Origin of the sequence: Nocardioides sp. CCNWLW216, from assembly GCF_037120545.1 — a bacterium.
GTDB classification, from domain to species: domain Bacteria; phylum Actinomycetota; class Actinomycetes; order Propionibacteriales; family Nocardioidaceae; genus Nocardioides; species Nocardioides lianchengensis.
Map to the genome: position 1 here is coordinate 375,614 of NZ_JBBBBJ010000001.1, position 19,862 is coordinate 395,475.

Consider the following 19,862-nt stretch of genomic DNA (forward strand, 5'->3'; position numbering starts at 1 on the left):
GTGACCAGGAAGCCTGTGATGATGCTGAGACCGGGCTGGAAGACCGCGAAGAAGCGCCCTTGCCCCCGTCTGTGATGTGGGTCACCATCGGCGCATGAACGCCACTGCCGCCCCCGAGGCCGTCGACGCCGCCACCCACACCCCCTTCGGCGACGCGCCGGTCGCCCGCTTCGTCGACGACCGCGTGGCCCACTGGGCCGCGACCCGCCCCGACGCCGAGTGCCTCACCTACCTCGGCCGCACCTGGACCTGGCGCGAGTGGGACGACCGCGTACGACGGGCTGCGGGCGGGCTGCAGGCGCTCGGGATCGGTCGCGGCGACGTGGTCGCGTTCCTCGACAAGAACCACCCCGCGTGCGTCGAGATCAGCCTCGGCGCCGGGTCGCTCGGCGCGGCCAACGCGATCATCAACTGGCGCCTCGCCGGCGACGAGATCGACTACGCGGTCAACGACAGCGGGGCCCGGGTCCTGGTGGTCGGCACCGAGCTGATGCCCGCGATCGAGAAGATCCGGGACCGGCTCACGCAGGTCGAGACGATCATCGAGGTGACACCCGACGGCGCCGAGGGCGACGCGTACGAGGCCTTCCTCGCGGCGGCGACCCCGGTCGGGCGGTCGGCCGACGTCGAGCCCGACGACGTGTGTCTGGTGATGTACTCCTCCGGCACCACGGGGCGGCCCAAGGGCGTGATGCTCACCCACACCAACATGGTCGAGCACACCGTCTGCTCCCACGAGGGCCTCACGCTGGACGCCGACGACAAGATGATGGTGGCGATGCCGCTGTTCCACGTCGGCGGCTCGTCGTACGTCCTGCTCGGCATGCACGACGGCGTCGCGAGCGTGATGACCCGCGAGCCCGACGGGGCCTCGCTGGCCGGGGCCATCCTGAACGGCGCCAATCGCACCTTCCTGGTGCCGGCCGTGCTCGCGCAGGTCCTGCAGGCCGGGCCGGACGCCGTCCGGCTCTTCGGGGCCCTGAAGACCTACACCTACGGCGCCTCGCCCATGCCGCTCCCGCTGCTGCGCGCCGCGATGGAGGCCTGGCCCGACACCGACTTCGTGCAGGTCTACGGCCTGACCGAGGTGGCCGGCGTCGCCACCCACCTGATGCCCGAGGACCACCGCGACCCCGACCACCCGGAGCGGCTGGTCTCCGCCGGACGTCCGATCCCGGGGGTCGAGGTCCGGATCGTCGACCCCGGCACCCTGGAGGACCTGCCGGTCGGCGAGCACGGCGAGATCTGGCTGCGCTCGAAGCAGGTCATGAAGGGCTTCCTGGGCAAGCCCGAGGAGACCGCGCAGGTGCTGGTCGACGGCGGCTGGTTCCGCACCGGCGACATGGGCAAGGTCGACGACGGCGGCTACGTCTTCGTCGAGGACCGGCTCAAGGACATGATCATCAGCGGCGGCGAGAACATCTACAGCCCCGAGATCGAGCGGGTGCTCGCCGAGCACCCGGCGGTCATGGAGGTGGCGATCATCGGCGTCCCCGACGACCGCTGGGGCGAGTCGGTGAAGGCCGTGGTCGCGCTGAAGCCCGACACCTCCGCCACCGAGGACGAGCTGATCGCGTGGTGCCGCGAGCACCTCGCCCACTACAAGTGCCCCAAGTCGGTCGACGTCCTCGACCTGCTGCCCCGCAACCCCACCGGCAAGATCCTCAAGCGCGAGCTGCGGGCGCCGTACTGGGAGGGGCGCGAGCGCTCCGTGAACTGACCGGTCCACGGGGCACCACCAGTGCGCCCACAGGCCGGTAACGGCTCCTCCACAGCCCTTCCGTGCGCGCTCGCGGCCCTGCCAGGGTCACGGTGACGACGAGAACTGGGGGGTGGTGTCGTGGGAGGGTTCGCACGCGTCCGCGTCGCCGCACTGGCGGCGCTGGCACTCGCGCTGGCCGGACTGACGGTGACCGTGACCGGGCTGCCGGCCTCGGCCGGGACCGTGTGCGTGGACACCGTCCACCCGCTCGGCCAGGCCACCGGCTGGACCGAGTTCGTCGAGGGCGACGGCCACCGCACCTCGGAGTCGGAGGGCTCGGTCGCCTACGGCGGAAACCTCCCGACCGGCATGACGGTCGGGTCCGACCTGACCGTGGCCAAGACCTTTCCGACCCTGGTCGTCGCGGGCAGCCACGGCGAGTGGTTCAACCTCAACAAGGGCAGCGCGTACGTCGTCCCGAAGTCGGGCGTCAACCACAACAGCGGCGGCAGCTACCTCAGCGCCAACCCGATCGACTTCGCCACCGCCTTCGCCCAGCTGCGCGCGGCCTCCACCCAGTGGGGCGCCGCCGCGGCCACCGGCACGCTGGTCGAGCAGAGCGACGTCGTCAACCGGATCATCGTGCTCCGCGGCTCCGACCCGAAGCTCAACGTCTTCACGCTCACCCAGTCCGAGCTGACCGCCGCGAAGACCATCGCGTACGACGTCCCGACCGGTGCCGCGGTGCTCGTCAACGTCCGCGGCGCCTCCGTCAGCATCACCAGCAAGATGACCCTCACGCCGGGCGGCGCGCAGCCGACCACGGCCGGGGTCCGCGCCCGCGGGCCGTTCATCTGGAACTTCCCGGAGGCCACCAGCCTCCGGTTCGACGTGGGCTCCGACTTCGGAGGTCACGTGATCGCCCCTCGTGCGGACGTCACCGTGCAGCTCGGCGTCCTCGTCGGGCAGGTCGTGGCGAAGTCGTTCCGCTCGCCCAACGAGACCCACGTCGCCTTCCTGCCCGCCACCGTCTGCCTGCCGGGGACGACGTCCACGCCGACCGAGCCGGAGGCACCCGAGCAGCGCTCCGACGTCTCCGTCGCCAAGACCGTGTCGACCGTCAGCCCGCGCGGCGGCGACCAGGTCACCTACACGCTGACCGCCCGCAACCTCGGTGCGGCCGCCGCGACGGGGGTCGTCGTCCGCGACGTGCTGCCCGTCGGCGTCACGCTCGAGTCCCTGTCGAGCGGCTGCACCGTCTCCGGCCGCACGGTCACCTGCGCCGCGGGCACCCTCGCCCCAGGCGCGTCCCGGTCGTACGGCCTCGCCGTCACCGCGGACCCCGTCGCCGGAGCGGGCGCTTCGGACGACCGCTGGGCGCTGCACGAGCTCACCCCGACCAAGCACGAGTGGCAGGTCGACCTGGAGCCGGGGGAGACCAGGACGGTGTCGGTCGGCTGCCCGAGGGTCGGCGCGATCCTCAGCGACGGCCAGCTCCGCGTCGACCACGTCGACCAGGGCACCGGTGCCCTCACCGACGTCCGGGTGCTGCGTCAGGAGTCCACCGGCCTCGGCACCTGGAAGGCGGTCGTGCGCAACGACGCCGCCGGCCGCGCCCAGGCCAAGGCGTTCGTCGTCTGCCTGCCGCCGACGACCGAGGTCACCCAGGGCCACCGTCACGCGCTGGACGCGGACACCAACCCCGTGACGGCGTCGTACTCGTGGGCCGCGGGGCGGCGCACCGCCACCCTGTCCTGCCCGACCGGCACCGTCCCGATCGTCCCCGGCTACACGACCACCGGCGGCGCCCCGCGCTGGTCGGGGTCCGAGCCCGTGGGCGCGACCGGCTGGCGGTTCGTCTTCGACCTGGACGACGCGACCACCGTGGTCCCGTCGCTGCGCTGCCTGCGGCGCGAGGTGTCCGCGGCCGACGGCCACACGCACGACCTGGCGCTGCAGCACGTCGCCCGGACCGTCACCGTCCCGCCGGGCGCCGTCGTCGAGGAGCAGGTCATCTGCTCCGACCTGGCCAAGGGCATCACCGCGACCTGGTCGCTGCCCGCCGGCGTCGTCCACCTCGGCAACGACCCGCGGCTGAAGGCTCGCGCCTTCCGGCTGCTCAACACGACGGGCAGTGCCCAGCAGGTGCTCCTCGACCTGGAGTGCCTCGGCGACCGGCCGGGTCCGGAGGTCCGCGGCCACGACCTCCCGGTGGTCGTCGACAACACCGCCACGGTCACCTCGACCTCCGAGGACGCCAACCCGGCCAACAACAGCGCCTCGGTCTCGATGAGCGTCCAGCCCGGCGCCGTCACCGCCACCGCCCTTGCCGCCGCCGGGGCGACCGCCAAGGTCGCCGTCGTCCGCGTCGTCTCGTCCATGCCCGGCACCGGGACGGTCGTCCTGCGCTCCGGCCGCACGGTCCTCGCCCAGGGCAAGGCCGCGCTGCGCGCCGGCACGGTCACGGTCGTGACGGTGAAGCTGACCAAGAAGGGCCGCAAGGCCTTCCGCAAGCGCCGTACCGCCCGGGTGGTCGACGTCGTGGTCACCCCCGCCCGCGGCGCCCGCGACGTACGACGGGTCGTGCTGCGGCGGAGCTGATCGCCCGCCCTGCCCCGCCATGCCCCGGCCCACGAACAGCGCAATTGCGCTGGTTACGGGCCGGTAGCCGACCTACTCACCCGTAACCAGCGCAATTGCGTCGATCGTGGGCGGCCGACGGCCGCGGGCGACCCGGGGCGGCTCAGACCGGCAGGCCGCGGGAGGCCAGTGCGGCGCGGAGCGCGGCGGCGTCGGTGAAGAGCAGGCCGTGCATGCCGAGCGCGGTCGCGGCGGCGACGTTGTCGGGCCGGTCGTCGACGAAGACCAGGTCGCCGAGCGGCAGGCCGGCGCGCTCGCCGACGATGGCGAAGACCCGCGGGTCGGGCTTGGCGACGCCCTCGGTGCCGGAGACGACGACGCCGTCGAGCAGGGCCAGGAAGTCGAACATCGCCGGCGCGTGCGGCCAGAGCTCGTCGGACCAATTGGTCAGTCCCCACTGCGGGACGCCCGCCGCGTGCAGGGCGCGTACGACGTCGACCGTGCCCGCCACCTCGCCGACCAGCGAGAGCGGGAAGTGCTCGCGGTAGGCCCGCGCGTGCGCGGCCCAGTGCGGGTGGGACCGGGCGACCGAGGCCTCCGCGTCGGCCCAGCGGCCACCGGCGTCCTGGACGTGGTTGTAGGCCAGGAAGTCGAAGTCGTCAGCCGCCAGGAAGCGCGCCGCCTCCGCCGCGCCGACGCCTGCCGCGATCGCCGCGGCCGGCTGCCAGTCGATCAGGACGTTGCCCAGATCCCAGACGACCCCCGACGGTGTCGTGCCGTCGGGGGTCGTCGTGGTCTGCTTGCTCAAGCCGGTGTGGTCTCGGTACGCGGGTCGCGGCTTCGTTCCTCAGCCGCGCCGCTGCTCGACCCGTCCCGTGCCTCGTCGGAGCGCTGGGGCCTCGCTGCGCTCAGCGCCAGCGCTCCGACGCGGGCGCAAACGTCAGCTGGCGGTCACCCGTGTAGATCTGCTTCGGGCGCGCGATCTTCTGCTCCTTGTCCTGCACCAGCTCGTGCCACTGGGCGAGCCATCCCGGCGTACGGCCGATGGCGAAGAGCACCGTGAACATCTCCGGCGGGAACTGGAAGGCCTCGTAGATGAGGCCGGAGTAGAAGTCGACGTTGGGGTAGAGCTTGCGCTTGACGAAGTACTCGTCCTCCAGCGCGATTTTCTCGAGCTCCAGGGCGATGTCGAGCAGCGGGTTGGTGCCGGTGACCTCGAAGACGTCCTCGGCGGACTTCTTGATGATCTTGGCGCGCGGGTCGTAGTTCTTGTAGACCCGGTGGCCGAAGCCCATCAGCTTCTCGTTGCCGTTCTTGACCCCGTCGATGAAGGACGGGATGTTCTCCTTCGAGCCGATCCGCCGCAGCATCCGCAGGACCGCCTCGTTGGCCCCGCCGTGCAGCGGCCCGAAGAGGGCGCCGACGCCGGCCGCGACCGCGGAGTAGGGGTCGACCTGCGAGGAGCCGACCGAGCGGACGGCGTTGGTCGAGCAGTTCTGCTCGTGGTCGGCGTGCAGGATGAACAGCACGTCGAGGGCCTTGACCAGCCGCTCGTCGGGCTCGTACTTCTGCTCGCTCATCTTGAACAGCATCGAGAGGAAGTTCGCGGTGTACCCGAGGTCGTTGTCGGGGTAGACGAACGGCTTGCCCTGCGCGTGCCGGAAGGACCAGGCGCCCAGGGTCGGCATCTTCGCGATCATCCGGACCATCTGCATGTGCCGGTTGTCGGCGTCGGAGATGTTGCGCGCGTCGGGGTAGAACGTGGAGAGGGCCCCCACCGACGCCATCAGCATCCCCATCGGGTGCGCGTCGTAGCGGAAGCCCTCCATGAACGACTTCACGTTCTCGTGCACGAACGTGTGGTAAGTGATCTCGTGCACCCACGCGTCGTACTCGGCCTTGGACGGAAGTGTGCCGTTGATCAGCAGGTAGGCGACCTCGAGGAAGTTGGACTTCTCGGCCAGCTGCTCGATCGGGTACCCGCGGTACTCCAGGATGCCCTTCTCGCCGTCGATGTAGGTGACGGCGGAGCGACAGGAGGCGGTGTTGACGAAGCCGGGGTCGTAGACCGCGAGGCCCGGGGTCTCCTCGGTGGCCTTGATCTTCCCGAGGTCGGCAGCGCGGATGGTGCCGTCGACGATCGGTACGTCGTACTCCTGTCCGGTGCGGTTGTCACGGACGGTGAGGGAATCAGTCACCCTCGCAACTTATCCGTTGCCGGTAAAGCACCGACACCCGGTGTCCGCGTCACGGTCCCCTCGGCGTTTTGACCGGCGCCTCGCGGGGCCCGTATCTTGAGTGGTCGCGCCCCTGCCGCTCTCTCTTCGAGGGCAGATCCGGACGAGTTCGAGCCGGGCAGTGTTCGTCAGAAGGCGCGTCTTCACCCACCCGGTCGGCAGACCGCCCGGGTCCCAACGAACGAGAAGGCTAGACCTGTGCCTACGTACAGCCCGAAGCCCGGGGACATCACCCGCCAGTGGCACGTCATCGACGCCACGGACATCGTCCTCGGCAAGCTCGCCGTCACCTCGGCGAACCTCCTGCGTGGCAAGCACAAGGCGATCTTCGCTCCCCACGTCGACACCGGTGACTTCGTCATTGTGATCAACGCGGAGAAGGTGGCCCTGTCCGGCACCAAGAAGACGACGAAGATGGCCTACCGCCACTCCGGCTACCCGGGCGGCCTCTCGGCCACCCCGATCGGTGAGCTGCTGGAGAAGGACGCCCGCAAGGCGATCGAGAAGGCCGTCTGGGGCATGCTCCCCAAGAACAAGCTCGGTCGGCAGATGCTGAAGAAGCTGAAGGTCTACTCCGGCCCGACGCACCCGCACGCGGCGCAGCAGGCCGTTCCCTTCGAGATCACCCAGATCTCCCAGTAATCGCACCCGCCGAACCGAGATCTGAAGAGGATTTGACAGTGGCTGACACTGAGACCAACGAGGTCGAGGAGACCTTCCAGGCCGACGAGCAGGGCGTTGCCTACAGCTCCGAGAGCGCCCCGTCCGCCGACGCCCCGCTGCGTCCCGCGACCATCGCTCCGGCGGGGGCCACCGGCCGCCGCAAGGAGGCCGTCGCCCGCGTCCGCATCGTCCCCGGCACCGGCCAGTGGCGCGTGAACGGCCGGACGCTGGAGTCGTACTTCCCGAACAAGCTGCACCAGCAGGTCGTCAACGAGCCCTTCGCCGAGCTGCAGCTCGACGGGCGCTTCGACGTCATCGCCCGCATCCACGGCGGTGGCATCACCGGCCAGGCCGGCGCGCTGCGCCTCGGCGTGGCCCGCTGCCTGAACGCGATCGACGTCGAGGCCAACCGCCCGGCGCTGAAGAAGGCCGGGCTGCTCACGCGTGACGCCCGCGTCATCGAGCGCAAGAAGGCCGGCCTCAAGAAGGCCCGCAAGGCTCCGCAGTTCAGCAAGCGCTGACGTCTCCTTCGTGGGACGTCTGTTCGGCACGGACGGGGTCCGGGGTCTGGCGAACGGTCGACTGACCGCTTCGCTGGCCCTGGACCTCTCCGTCGCCGCCGCCCGGGTGCTGGTCGACCGAGGCGAGTACGCCGGCAAGCGGCCGCTCGCCGTGGTCGGCCGGGACACCCGGATCTCGGGCCAGTTCCTCGAGCACGCCGTGGTGGCCGGTCTGGCTTCCGCGGGCGTCGACGTGCTGCGCGTCCGGGTGGTCCCGACGCCGGGCGTCGCCTACCTGACCGACTCCCTGGGCGCCGACCTGGGCGTGGTCATCAGCGCCTCGCACAACCCGATGCCCGACAACGGCATCAAGTTCCTGGCCCGCGGGGGCGTCAAGCTCGACGACGCGATCGAGCAGGCCATCGAGGAGCGGATGGGTCAGCCGTGGGAGCCGCCCACCGGCGGTGACGTCGGCCGCGTCACGCCGTACGCCACGCCGATCCAGGAGTACGTCGCCCACCTCGTCGCGACGACCAAGCCGCTCAGCGGCCTGAAGGTCGTCCTCGACTGCGCCCACGGGGCCGCGTCCGAGGCCGGACCGCTCGCGCTGGCCGAGGCGGGCGCGACGGTGATCGCGATCAACGCCGAGCCCGACGGGCTCAACATCAACGACGGCTGCGGTTCGACGCATCTGGAGCCGCTGCGCGCGGCCGTGCTGGAGCACGGCGCGGACGCCGGCTTCGCCCTCGACGGGGACGCCGACCGGTGCCTGGCGGTCGACCACCGCGGCGAGGTCGTGGACGGCGACCAGATCCTGGCCATCCTGGCCCTCGGCCTGCGCGACGCCGGCCGGCTGGCCGACGACACGGTCGTGGTGACCGTGATGAGCAACCTCGGGTTCCTCCGGGCCATGGAGGAGCACGGCGTCCGCGTGCGCCAGACCGCCGTCGGCGACCGCTACGTGCTCGAGGACATGAACGCCGGCGGCTACCTCCTCGGCGGCGAGCAGTCGGGCCACGTCATCCAGCGCGAGTTCGCGACCACCGGCGACGGCCTGCTCACCGCGCTGCACGTCCTGGAGCGGATGGTCGTGACGGGGGAGTCGCTGGCCTCGCTGGCCGGCGTGATGACCCGGTTCCCGCAGGTCCTGCTGAACGTCCCCGGCGTCGACCGCGCCCGCACCGACGACCCGGTCCTCCTCGAGGCGGTCGCCGCCGAGGAGGCCGCCCTGGGGAGCAGCGGCCGGGTGCTGCTGCGGGCCTCCGGCACCGAGCCGCTGGTCCGGGTGATGGTCGAGGCGGAGACCCAGGACGGCGCCCAGGGCGTCGCCGAGCGGCTGGCCGCGGTCGTCCGCGACCGGCTCGCCCTCGGCTGAGGTCGACTCGGCCTCTCACTAGGGTGGTCCCATGACTGGGCCGACACTGACCCTGGAGGGCGTGACCAAGCAGTTCGGACGGGTCCGCGCCGTCGACGACCTGTCCTTCACCGTGCGCCCCGGGGTGGTGACCGGCTTCCTCGGACCCAACGGGTCCGGCAAGACCACCACGCTGCGGATGCTGCTGGGCCTGGCCGAGCCGACCTCCGGCCGGGGCCTCGTGGGCGACCGCCCGTACGCCGAGCACCCGCAGCCGGCCCGGCTCGTCGGCTCGTCGCTGGACCCCGGGTTCCACCCCGGGCGGACCGGCCTGGCGCACCTGGAGACCTACGCGCCCCAGGTCGGGGCCGGGAGGGCGCGCTGCCGCGAGGTGCTGGAGCTGGTCGGGATGGGCGACTTCGGCGACCGCCGCGTGGGCGCGTACTCGATGGGGATGAAGCAACGGCTGGGCCTGGCGACGGCGCTGCTCGCCGACCCGCCGGCGGTGGTCCTCGACGAGCCCGCCAACGGCCTCGACCCCGAGGGCATCGTCTGGCTCCGTGGGCTGCTCCGCCGCTTCGCCGAGGAGGGCCGGACCGTGCTGGTCTCCAGCCACGTCCTCACCGAGGTCCAGCACACCGTCGACGAGGTCGTGGTCATCGCCCGCGGCCGGCTCGTGCACGCCTCCTCGCTCGCCGAGCTGGCCGCCTCCGCGGAGTCGGGCACCCTCGTGGTCGCCGCCGACCCCGCCGGGCTGGCCCGGCTCGTCGCCGACCGGGGCTGGACCGCCGAGCCGGAGGGGGCCGGCCTCCTGGTGCGTGGAATCCCCGCCGCGGAGGCGGGCGCGGCCTGCTTCGCCGCCGGCCTGGAGCTGCACCAGCTCGCCACGCGCACCGAGGACCTCGAGGCGGCCTTCCTGCGGCTCACGGCGGTGCCGGAGGTGGCGGCATGAGGAACGCCCTGCTCGCCGAGCACCGCAAGCTGGTCTCGACCCGGCTCTGGTGGGTGCTGCTGATCGGCATGGCCGGCTACCTCGCGTTCATCGGCGCGGTGATGGCCTTCACCTTCACCGTCACCGCCGACGGGGCCGAGGCCCCGCTCACCGGCGTCGACGCCGCGACCGCGACGTACTCGCTGGTGAACGCGATCGGCTACGTCTTCCCGCTCGTGGTGGGCAGCCTCTCGGTGACCTCCGAGTTCCGGCACCGCACGATCACCCAGACGCTGCTGGTCGAGCCGCGACGCACGGTCGTGGTGGTGGCCAAGCTGCTCGCGACGGTGCCCGTCGGCCTGGCCCTCGGGCTGGTCGGCGTCCTCGCCCTGGTCGCGACCAGCGCGCCGCTGCTGTCCTGGCGCGGCGACGGCGCGTTCCTCACCGACCCCGAGGTGATCGCGGTCCTGGTGCTCGGCGTCGTGACGACCGCCGTGTGGGCGGTCGTGGGCGCGGCCCTCGGGACCCTGCTCACCAACCAGGTCGCCGTGGTCGTCGTGATCCTCGCCTTCACCCAGCTGGTCGAGCCGATCGCCCGCACCGCCCTGGGTGCGTTCGACGCCGTCGCCGGCGTCTCGGCGTACCTGCCCGGAGCGGCGGCCGACGCGCTCATCGGCGCCAGCCTGTTCGGCGAGATCGCGGGGGTCGACCTGCTGCCGCGGTGGGCCGGCGCGCTGGTGCTGCTCGGGTACGGCGCGGTCTTCGCGCTGCTCGGTCGGCTCACGACCTTCCGGCGGGACATCGGGTGAGCGGCGTCGCGCTCCGGGAGGTCGACCTGGCCGACGACGCCGCCCTGCGTGCGTGGTGGGAGGTCGGCGCGGCGGTCACCGCCCACGACCGACCGTACGACGCCTGGCCGTCCTGGGACGTCGGGTCGGCGTCGATGCGGGCGGTCCGCAGCGACCTGGCCCGCTCCCGCCTGCTGGCCGTCGTGGACGGCGAGGTGGTCGGCCACGGCCTGGTCGTGTGGTGGCTGCTGGAGAACCGGCACCTCGCCGAGATCGAGGTCCGGGTGCGGCCCGAGTACCGGCGGCGCGGCGCCGGCCGCGCACTGCTGGCCGAGCTGGAGCGCCGGGCGGCCGCGGAGGGACGGACGACGTACGTCGGGACCACCCACGCGCCGGTCGACGGCGAGAGCCCGGGGTCGCTGTTCGCCGCTGCGTACGGCTACCCGGTCGCCAGCGCCGAGGAGTCCAAGCTGCTCGACCTGGCGGTCGCACCGGACCGCTGGCCGCCCCTGGAGGTCGACGTCGCCGGGCACCTCGACGGCTACCGCGTGGCGGCCTTCGAGGACCGGGTCCCGCCGGAGTGGGTCGACGACTTCTGCGGCCTGCTGTCGCGCTTCATGTCGATGGTCCCGAGCGGCGACCTCGACCTCGAGGACGCCGCCTGGACCCCGGAGCGGCTGCACGAGCACGAGGAGCGGATGGCCGCCTCGGCCCGGGCCTGGCTGGTCGCGGTCGGGGTGGCGCCGGACGGTCGACTGGCCGGGTTCCACGAGCTCGGGGTCGGTCGGGCGGACCCCCGGCTGGCCACCGTCGGCGGCACGCTGGTGCTGCCCGAGCACCGCGGTCACCGGCTCGGGCTCGGCATGAAGCTGGCGACCCACCGGCGGCTGCAGGAGCTGTTCCCGGCCTGTCCGGTCGTCGTCACCACGAACGCCGGGGTCAACGCGCCGATGAACGCGGTCAACGAGGCGCTCGGCTACCGGGTCGTCGAGCGCTGCCTCGACGTGCAGAAGCGCTCCGCTACAGCTTCCTGAGCCGCACGTAGCGGACCGAGTGGTCGCGGTCCTTGCGCAGCACCAGCGTGGCGCGGGCGCGGGTCGGCAGGATGTTCTGGACCAGGTTGGGTCCGTTGATCGTGTCCCAGATGCGCTGCGCCTCGGCGACCGCCTCGTCGGGCGTGAGGGCGGCGTACTTGGCGAAGTAGGAGCCCGGGTCGCGGAACGCGGTCTCGCGCAGGCGCAGGAAGCGGGAGACGTACCAGTCGCGGATCTTGTCGCGGCCGGCGTCGACGTACACGCTGAAGTCGAAGAAGTCGCTGACCGCCAGGCCCGTGCGGCCGTCGTCGCGCACCCGCGCCGGCTGCAGGACGTTGAGGCCCTCGACGATCACGATGTCGGGCCGCTTGATGACGACCTTCTGGTCGGGCACGACGTCGTAGACGAGGTGGGAGTACGTCGGCGCCTCGACCTCGTCCTTGCCGGACTTGATGTCGACCACGAAGCGGAGCAGCGCGCGGCGGTCGTAGGACTCGGGGAAGCCCTTGCGCTGCAGGATCCCGCGGCGCTCGAGCTCGGCGTTCGGGTAGAGGAAGCCGTCGGTCGTCACCAGCGCGACGTTCGGGTGCTCGGGCCAGTGGGCGAGCATCTGCTGCAGCACGCGGGCCGTCGTCGACTTGCCGACCGCCACCGAGCCGGCCAGCCCGATCACGAACGGCGTGCGCGGCGGGGTGCGCTGGTGGAGGAAGGCCTCCTGGGCGCGGTGCAGCTGGCCGGCGGCGCCGACGTACAGGCTGAGGAGGCGGCTCAGGGGGAGGTAGACCTCCTGGACCTCGTCGAGGTCGAGGGACTCCCCGAGGCCGCGGAGGCTCTGGACCTCCTCGACGCTGAGCGGGTTCTCGGTCTCCGCCGCGAGCGCCGCCCAGGCCGACCGGTCGAGGTTGGCGTACGGGGAGGACTCGTGGGCACCGTCGTGGTGACCGCCGGAAGACATGGGCGCGATTGTTGCAGCAAGGTTGCCGCCGCCGGGTGTGGCGTCCGCCTCACTGCCCGGCGGGCGCTCCCGGGCGGGGCGGGGACACCGCCCTAGAGTGGGGCCCATGTGCGGCATCGTGGGCTACGTCGGGGAACAGCAGGCCCAGAGCGTGGTCATCGAGGGACTGCGGCGCCTGGAGTACCGCGGCTACGACTCCGCCGGGATCGCGCTGGTCGACGGCGACGCGCTCGCGGTCGACAAGCGGGCGGGCAAGCTCGCCAACCTCGAGAAGGCGATCGTCGACGCGCCGCTCCCGCCCTCGACCACCGGCATCGGGCACACCCGCTGGGCCACCCACGGCGCGCCCAACGACGCCAACGCGCACCCGCACCTCGGCCACGCCGGCCGGGTCGGGCTGGTCCACAACGGGATCATCGAGAACTTCGCCGACCTGCGGGCCCGGCTCGAGGCCGACGGGCACGACCTGCTCTCCGAGACCGACACCGAGGTCGCCGCCCACCTGCTGGAGTTGCAGGTCGCCACCGGCGTCGACCTGACGACCGCGATGCAGCGGGTCTGCCAGCAGCTCGAGGGCGCCTTCACCCTGGTCGCCGTCGACGCGCTCGACCCCTCCCGGGTGGTCGCGGCGCGGCGCAACAGCCCGCTGGTCGTCGGCCTGGGCGAGGGCGAGAACTTCCTCGGCTCCGACGTCGCCGCGTTCATCGAGCACACCCGCGAGGCGCTGGAGCTGGGCCAGGACCAGGTCGTCACGATCACCCGTTCCGGCGTGTCCGTGACCGGCTTCGACGGGACGCCCGCCGAGGGCAAGCGCTACCACGTCGACTGGGACCTGTCGGCCGCCGAGAAGGACGGCCACGACTGGTTCATGCGCAAGGAGATCTTCGAGCAGCCCCGCGCGGTCGCCGACTCGCTCCTCGGCCGGCACACCCGCGGCGGGCAGCTGCAGCTCGACGAGATGCGGCTCTCCGACCAGGAGCTGCGCGACATCGACAAGATCATCATCATCGCGGCCGGCACGTCGTTCTACGCCGGCATGGTCGCGAAGTACGCCATCGAGCACTGGTGCCGGGTGCCGGTCGAGGTCGAGCTCTCCTCGGAGTTCCGCTACCGCGACCCGATCCTCGACTACTCGACCCTGGTCGTCGCGATCAGCCAGTCCGGCGAGACCGCCGACACCCTGCAGGCCATCCGGCACGCCCGGCTGCAGCGCTCCAAGGTGCTGGCGATCTGCAACACCAACGGCTCGACCATCCCGCGCGAGTCCGACGCGGTCATCTACACCCACGCCGGCCCGGAGATCGGCGTCGCCTCGACCAAGGGGTTCCTGACCCAGCTGGTCGCCTGCTACCTGCTCGCGCTCTACCTCGCCCAGGTCAAGGGCACGCGGTACGGCGACGAGATCGCGCTGGTCATGGAGCAGCTCGAGGCGATGCCGGCCCACATCTCCTCGGTGCTCGACGCGGCACCCGAGATCTACGACCTGGCCCGGGAGCACGTCGGCACCCGATCGGTCCTCTACCTCGGCCGGCACGCCGGCTACCCGGTCGCCCTGGAGGGGGCGCTGAAGCTCAAGGAGCTCGCCTACCTGCACGCCGAGGGCTTCGCCGCGGGCGAGCTGAAGCACGGCCCGATCGCGCTGGTCGAGGAGGGGCTGCCGGTGCTGTGCGTCGTCCCGCCCCGCGGGCGCGACCAGCTGCACGACAAGATGATCAGCGGCATCCAGGAGGTGCGGGCCCGCGGCGCCTACACGATCTGCCTGGCCGAGGAGGGCGACGAGGCGATCACGCCGTACGCCGACCACGTCATCCGGCTGCCCCGGGTCCCGGTGCTGCTCCAGCCGCTGGTCGCCGTCGTACCCCTGCAGCTGTTCGCGTGCGAGCTGGCCACCGCGATGGGCCACGACGTCGACCAGCCGCGCAACCTCGCGAAGTCGGTCACGGTCGAGTGATCGTCGGGGTCGGCATCGACGTCTGCGACATCGAGCGCTTCGGCGCGTCCCTGGCGCGGACCCCCGGCCTGCGCGACCGGCTGTTCACCCCCGCCGAGGCCGGCCGCCCGCTCGCCTCCCTCGCCGCCCGGTTCGCCGCCAAGGAGGCCCTGGCCAAGGCGCTGGGCGCGCCCGTCGGCCTGGCCTGGCACGACGCCGAGGTGGTCAACGAGTCCTCGGGCCGGCCGCTGCTGGAGATGCGCGGCTCGGTCCTCGCTCGGGCCACCGAGCTGGGCGTCGTCTCCGTGCACGTCTCGCTCTCCCACGACGCCGGCATCGCCTCGGCCGTGGTGGTCCTGGAGGGCTGAGCCCGAGAGTCGTGCTCCTGGAGGTGCGCCTCGACGCACGCCCGGGGTCACGACTCGGGTACGCCGAGGCGCCGCAGGTCGGCGAGCATGGTGCCGCATGGCCCCGATCCAGGCGATGAGCGAGATCGGGGTGGCCAGACGCCAGTGGCGAAGCCCCTGGGCCTCGGCCGCCGTCGGGTCGATGAGCAGTGCGTGAGGTCCCGTGTGCAGGACACCGAGCCACCTCGTCTGGGTGCGGCTGAGCGGGCCAGCGGTCGTCGCGACGACCCGGCCGGACAGGGCGGGTCGATCCACAGCCCCGCGGTCGTGCGCCTGGACGCGCGCCGAGGAACACGGTTCGAAGTCGTCCCTCCCGGACTCGCTGCCGAAACGGTTCGGTAATCCCGTCTCCTTACGGTCACGGCGGTCTCGGGATCGACCAGGGGAGGAACAACGTGAAGAAACTCAGGAGGTCGCGGGCGTCGTTCGCCGCAGCGGCTCTCGGCACGGCCGTGCTGACGGTGGGCGCCACCGGTCCGGCCAGCTCGCAGGAGGCGGCTCCCGCCGCCACGGGCGACGGCGTCTACCTCGCCCCGTACTACACGAAGGGTGACCTCACCGGGGACCAGCAGATCGACGGCGACGACCTCGACCTGCTCGTCGCAGCTCTCGGCACGAAGAAGGGCGACGCCGGCTGGGCGGCCGTCTCCGCGGCCGACTACGACGGTGACGACGAGATCGAGCTGACCGACGTCGCCGACCTCTCGCAGCGGATGCTGTACGACGACGGCGCGTTCGACCTGGTCGAGGCGTCGGCGCTCGACATGCAGAAGGCGATGAACGCGGGCGTCACCAGCTCGGTGAAGCTGACCCAGGCCTACCTCGACCGGATCGCGGCGTACGACGCGAAGACGTTCGAGGCGACCGGTACCCGGGCCCTGAACTCGATCGTCACGACCGGCGGGCCGAAGGCCCTCGCCGCGGCCGCGGCCAGCGACGCGGCCCGGGCGGCCAACGGCGGCCCGTCGAGCATGCTCGACGGCATCCCTGTCCTGCTGAAGGACAACTACGACACCGTGGACATGCCGACCAGCGCCGGCACGGGTGGCTGGAAGAACAACCAGACCGTCGACGACGCGTTCATGGTGAAGGGCCTGCGCGACGCGGGCGCCGTCATCCTGGGCAAGGCGTCCCTCGACGAGTTCGCGCTCGGCTTCACCTCGGAGTTCAGCACCAACAGCGACGCCGGCAAGTCGCTGCTGATCTCCAGCCCCTACGTGATGACCAGGACCGCCGGGGGCTCGAGCGGCGGCACCGGCGCCTCGATCGCGGCCAACCTCGGCGCGATCGGCTTCGGCACCGACACCGGCGGCTCGATCCGGGTCCCGTCGTCGTACAACCAGCTGGTCGGCATCCGGCCCACGGTCGGCCTGTCCAGCCGGGACGGGATCGTCCCGCTCGCACTGAGCCAGGACACCGGCGGCCCGATCACCCGCTCGGTCGCGGACGCGGCGATCGCGCTCGACGCGGTCACCGGCGTCGACCCGAAGGACCCGATCACCAGCGAGCAGGCCGGCAAGGTGCCGGCGTCGTACACGGCGGCGCTGGACCCGAACGCCCTCCAGGAGAAGCGGATCGGCTACCTGACGAGCATGGTGGGCACCAACGCCACGACCGTGCGTCTGTTCAACCAGGCCGTCGCGGACCTGACCGCTCAGGGCGCCACCGTCGTGCCGATCACCACGACGTCTCTCAACGCCACCCTCAACGAGGGCAGCGGCAGCACCAACGAGTTCAAGCACGACCTGAACATCTACATCGAGCAGCACCTCGACCCGACGCTCACCCAGCGCAGCATCGCGGACCTGCTGGCGGGCGGTCAGATGGTCCCGGGCCGGTCCGGCACCTACTCGGGGCGCAACAACGTCACCCAGACGCAGTACGAGACCTGGATGGGCACCCACCTCAAGGCCATCGCCGACGGCGAGGTCGCGGTGAACGCCCTCCTGGCGGAGCACAATGTGTCGGCGCTGATCTACCCGAGCGGCAACCCGTACGGCACGCAGAGCACCAACATGCGGCTCAGCCCGAACACCGGCATGCCGGCGGTGTCGGTCCCGATGGGCCAGGCGGCGGCCGGGGACGGGACTAGCCCGATCCTGGGCGCCGGCGTCAACCTCGAGCTGCTCGGCCCGAGCTACTCCGAGGAGATGCTGCTCGGCTACGCCTACGACTACGAGCAGGCCACCCACCACCGCACCACCCCGGCGCTCTTCCCGGCCCTCGGGGAGGACTGATGAGCGCGATCGAGAAGAGGAAGCAGATGAGCAAGCGCCGGCAGCAGATCGGCGGGGTGGCCGCCCTGGCCCTCGGCCTCGGGGCCCTGGCCTGGATCCCGAACGCCGTGGCCGGTCCGGACGACACCGTCATCACCGAGGCCGCGGCCCTCGACGGCTACGGCATCGAGGTGTCGGCCGACGAGGTCGTCGTGGGTGACACGGTGACCGTGAAGGTCACCGCCACCGACGTGAGCGACCTCTACGCCTACGACCTGAAGCTCGCCTACGACGCCGACGTGCTCGACTACGTCGACGACAGTGCGAGCACCGACCTCACCGGCTCGACGTACGGGCTGGAGTCGGCGGGGGCGGTCGAGGTGGTGCACACCAAGCTCGGCACCTCCCCGGCCGCGACCGGTCCGGTCACCCTGGCCGAGGTCACCTTCACGGCGGTCGGCGTCGGCCCGGCGGCGGTCTCGGCGCCGTCGCTGGAGACGGTCACCACCGCCCGGACGTCGACCACGACGACCGGCATCGGCGTGATCCCGGTCGAGGCGCTCGCCAAGGCGGCCCCGGTCGCGACGACGGCGCCGAAGGTGTCCGGCACGGTCCGGGTCGGCCGGACGCTCGCCGTCTCGGGCGGCAGCTGGGACGTCTCCGGGGTGTCGCTGGCCTACCAGTGGCGCCGCGCGGGCCGGCCGGTCGCCGGGGCCACGGGCCGGTCCTACGTCCTGCGCCCGGCCGATGCCGACGCGTTGGTCGACGTGGTCGTCTCGGCGGCGAAGAAGGACCACGTGACCGGTTCGGCCACGGCCGCCGCCGGCACCGTCGCCCGGGCCACCACCTCCACCAGGGTGGCCGCGCCGCGGACGGTGAAGAAGGGCAAGCGCCCGACGGTGCGGATCGCGGTGGCGTCCTCCGGGATCACCCCGGCCGGCACCGTGAAGGTGACCTACGGCGGCAAGGTGGTCAAGGCCGCCGCCACGCTGAAGAACGGCAAGGTCACCGTCACGCTGCCCCGCAAGAAGGCCGGCAGCTACCGGCTGAAGGTCGTCTACCGGCCGGCTGTCGGCTTCACGGCCAGCAGCAAGACGGTCACGGTCCGCGTCCGTCGCTGACCCGGCTGCTCCACGCCGCACCCGGCCGACCCTGCGCTCAGTAGGGTCGGCCGGGTGAGGCACGCACACACCGTCGAGCAGGTACGCCGGGCCGAGTCGGCGCTGATGGCCCGGCTGCCCGAGGGTGCGCTGATGCAGCGGGCGGCGCACGGGCTGGCGCACGCGGTCCTCGACCTGCTGGGGTCGTCGTACGGGCGGCGGGTGCTGCTGCTCGTCGGCTCGGGCGACAACGGCGGCGACGCCCTGTACGCCGGCGCGGTCCTCGCCCGGCGCGGCTGCGCGGTCGAGGCCTGGCTGCTGTCCGAGCACGCGCACCCGGGCGGTCTCGCGGCTCTGCACGCGGCCGGCGGCCGGGTCGTGACCGACGCCCCGGTCCGCCCCGACGTCGTCGTGGACGGCGTGGTGGGGATCGGCGGCCGACCGGGTCTGCGGCCCGACGCGGCGGCCGCCTTCGCCCGGGTCGCCGGCGTGCCGCTGGTCGCCGTCGACACGCCGAGCGGCGTGGACGTCGACACCGGTGAGCTCCCCGACGCCCACGTCGTCGCCGACCTCACGGTCACCTTCGGCACCCACAAGATCGCCCACCTCGTCGACCCGGCCGCGGCGGCCTGCGGCGCGGTGCAGCTGGTCGACCTCGGTCTCGAGCTGCCGCACGCGCACGTCGAGGCCCTCCAGCCCGCCGACGTGGCCCAGCTGCTGCCGCGGCCCACGAGCGACGCGCAGAAGTACACCCGCGGCGTCGTCGGCGTCCGGGCCGGCTCGACGCAGTACCCGGGCGCCGCGCTGCTGAGCGTGGCCGGCGCGGCGAGCGGCCTGGCCGGCATGGTCCGGTACGTCGGCGAGCCCGCCGTCGCCGACCGGGTGCGGACCGCGCACCCCGAGGTCGTCGGCGCCGGCCGGGTCCAGGCCTGGGTGGTCGGCTCGGGCGGGGGTGAGCACGCCGGGGCCGAGCTCCGGGCCGCGCTGGCCGACGGCGTCCCGACCGTCGTCGACGCCGACGCGCTCCACCACGTCGACCAGACCCTCCCGCGCCACACCGTCCTGACGCCGCACGCCGGCGAGCTCGCCCGGATGCTCGGCGTGGAGCGGGCCGAGGTCGAGCGCGCGCCGCTGGCGCACGCGCGGCACGCGGTGACGTCGTACGGCTGCGTGGTGCTGCTGAAGGGGCGCCGGACCCTGGTGGCGGCGCCCGACGGGCGGGTGCGGGTCACCGAGACAGGGGTCCCGTGGCTGGCCACCGCCGGCGCGGGCGACGTGCTGGGCGGGCTGATCGGTGCGCTGCTCGCCGCCGGGCTCCCGTCGTACGACGCGGCCTCGGTGGGGTCCTGGCTGCACGGCGCGGCCGCGGCCCTGGCGTCGCGCGGCGGCCCGGTCGTCGCGGGTGAGGTGGCGCACGCGATCCCGGACGCGGTCCGCAACCTCCCACGCGTCTGAGGGAGGATAG

At 72.6% G+C, this 19,862-nt stretch carries 16 protein-coding genes; 13 read left to right on the top strand and 3 right to left on the bottom strand.

Annotated features, from left to right (window positions below):
- Positions 1-94: 94 nt before the first annotated feature.
- Positions 95-1,720, top strand: coding sequence for a long-chain-fatty-acid--CoA ligase (locus V7S47_RS01815; protein WP_336559991.1), 1,626 nt, complete (start codon positions 95-97; stop codon positions 1,718-1,720).
- 120 nt (positions 1,721-1,840) lie between these two features.
- A complete protein-coding gene (locus V7S47_RS01820) occupies positions 1,841-4,303 on the top strand; it encodes a choice-of-anchor A family protein (protein ID WP_336559992.1) in 2,463 nt (820 codons plus the stop codon).
- Between the two features lie 142 nt (positions 4,304-4,445).
- Here V7S47_RS01820 and V7S47_RS01825 read toward each other — a convergent pair whose 3' ends face one another.
- Both V7S47_RS01825 and V7S47_RS01830 read right to left on the bottom strand, forming a co-directional pair.
- A complete protein-coding gene (locus tag V7S47_RS01825; RefSeq protein ID WP_336559993.1) occupies positions 4,446-5,090 on the bottom strand; it encodes an HAD family hydrolase in 645 nt (214 codons plus the stop codon).
- Between the two features lie 100 nt (positions 5,091-5,190).
- Entirely contained in the window at positions 5,191-6,480 is a 1,290-nt protein-coding gene (locus V7S47_RS01830; RefSeq protein WP_090849834.1) for a citrate synthase, read from the bottom strand.
- Positions 6,481-6,717: 237 nt separating this feature from the next.
- On the opposite strand from V7S47_RS01830, the gene rplM reads away from it, so the two are divergent.
- From rplM to V7S47_RS01860, 6 genes are read left to right on the top strand one after another with little or no spacing between them, the layout of a single operon-like run.
- Complete coding sequence (gene rplM / locus V7S47_RS01835; protein ID WP_090849835.1) at positions 6,718-7,161, top strand: 50S ribosomal protein L13; 444 nt, start codon at positions 6,718-6,720, stop codon at positions 7,159-7,161.
- A 38-nt stretch (positions 7,162-7,199) separates the two neighbouring features.
- On the top strand, positions 7,200-7,703 hold the full coding sequence (rpsI, locus tag V7S47_RS01840) for a 30S ribosomal protein S9 (RefSeq protein ID WP_090849837.1): 504 nt from the start codon (positions 7,200-7,202) through the stop codon (positions 7,701-7,703).
- Positions 7,704-7,713: 10 nt separating this feature from the next.
- On the top strand, positions 7,714-9,057 hold the full coding sequence (gene glmM / locus V7S47_RS01845) for a phosphoglucosamine mutase (protein ID WP_336559994.1): 1,344 nt from the start codon (positions 7,714-7,716) through the stop codon (positions 9,055-9,057).
- A gap of 31 nt (positions 9,058-9,088) precedes the next feature.
- Entirely contained in the window at positions 9,089-9,988 is a 900-nt protein-coding gene (locus V7S47_RS01850) for an ABC transporter ATP-binding protein (protein WP_336559995.1), read from the top strand.
- A complete protein-coding gene (locus V7S47_RS01855) occupies positions 9,985-10,776 on the top strand; it encodes an ABC transporter permease (protein WP_090849842.1) in 792 nt (263 codons plus the stop codon). Before V7S47_RS01850 ends, V7S47_RS01855 begins: the two co-directional genes overlap by 4 nt.
- A complete protein-coding gene (locus tag V7S47_RS01860) occupies positions 10,773-11,789 on the top strand; it encodes a GNAT family N-acetyltransferase (RefSeq protein WP_336559996.1) in 1,017 nt (338 codons plus the stop codon). Before V7S47_RS01855 ends, V7S47_RS01860 begins: the two co-directional genes overlap by 4 nt.
- Here the strand turns inward: V7S47_RS01860 and coaA are convergent.
- Positions 11,776-12,744: a type I pantothenate kinase gene (gene coaA / locus V7S47_RS01865; protein WP_090849846.1), complete on the bottom strand. Its 969-nt coding sequence runs from the start codon at positions 12,742-12,744 to the stop codon at positions 11,776-11,778. The genes V7S47_RS01860 and coaA overlap by 14 nt on opposite strands.
- A gap of 106 nt (positions 12,745-12,850) precedes the next feature.
- On the opposite strand from coaA, the gene glmS reads away from it, so the two are divergent.
- The 5 genes from glmS to V7S47_RS01890 all read left to right on the top strand — a co-directional run bounded on the left by glmS (position 12,851) and on the right by V7S47_RS01890 (position 19,852).
- The gene (gene glmS, locus V7S47_RS01870; RefSeq protein WP_090849849.1) at positions 12,851-14,695 is read left to right on the top strand and encodes a glutamine--fructose-6-phosphate transaminase (isomerizing); all 1,845 of its coding nucleotides are present in this window, start codon (positions 12,851-12,853) and stop codon (positions 14,693-14,695) included.
- Positions 14,692-15,042, top strand: a complete 351-nt coding sequence (locus tag V7S47_RS01875) for a holo-ACP synthase (RefSeq protein ID WP_090849851.1) — start codon at positions 14,692-14,694, stop codon at positions 15,040-15,042. Before glmS ends, V7S47_RS01875 begins: the two co-directional genes overlap by 4 nt.
- A 434-nt stretch (positions 15,043-15,476) precedes the next feature.
- Positions 15,477-17,318 carry an amidase family protein gene (locus V7S47_RS01880; RefSeq protein WP_336559997.1) on the top strand — a complete coding sequence of 614 codons (1,842 nt, stop codon included), beginning with the start codon at positions 15,477-15,479 and terminating at the stop codon, positions 17,316-17,318.
- Entirely contained in the window at positions 17,318-18,418 is a 1,101-nt protein-coding gene (locus V7S47_RS01885) for a cohesin domain-containing protein (RefSeq protein ID WP_336559998.1), read from the top strand. Before V7S47_RS01880 ends, V7S47_RS01885 begins: the two co-directional genes overlap by 1 nt.
- A 54-nt stretch (positions 18,419-18,472) precedes the next feature.
- Positions 18,473-19,852, top strand: coding sequence for an NAD(P)H-hydrate dehydratase (locus V7S47_RS01890; RefSeq protein ID WP_336559999.1), 1,380 nt, complete (start codon positions 18,473-18,475; stop codon positions 19,850-19,852).
- The last annotated feature ends 10 nt before the right edge of the window (positions 19,853-19,862 follow it).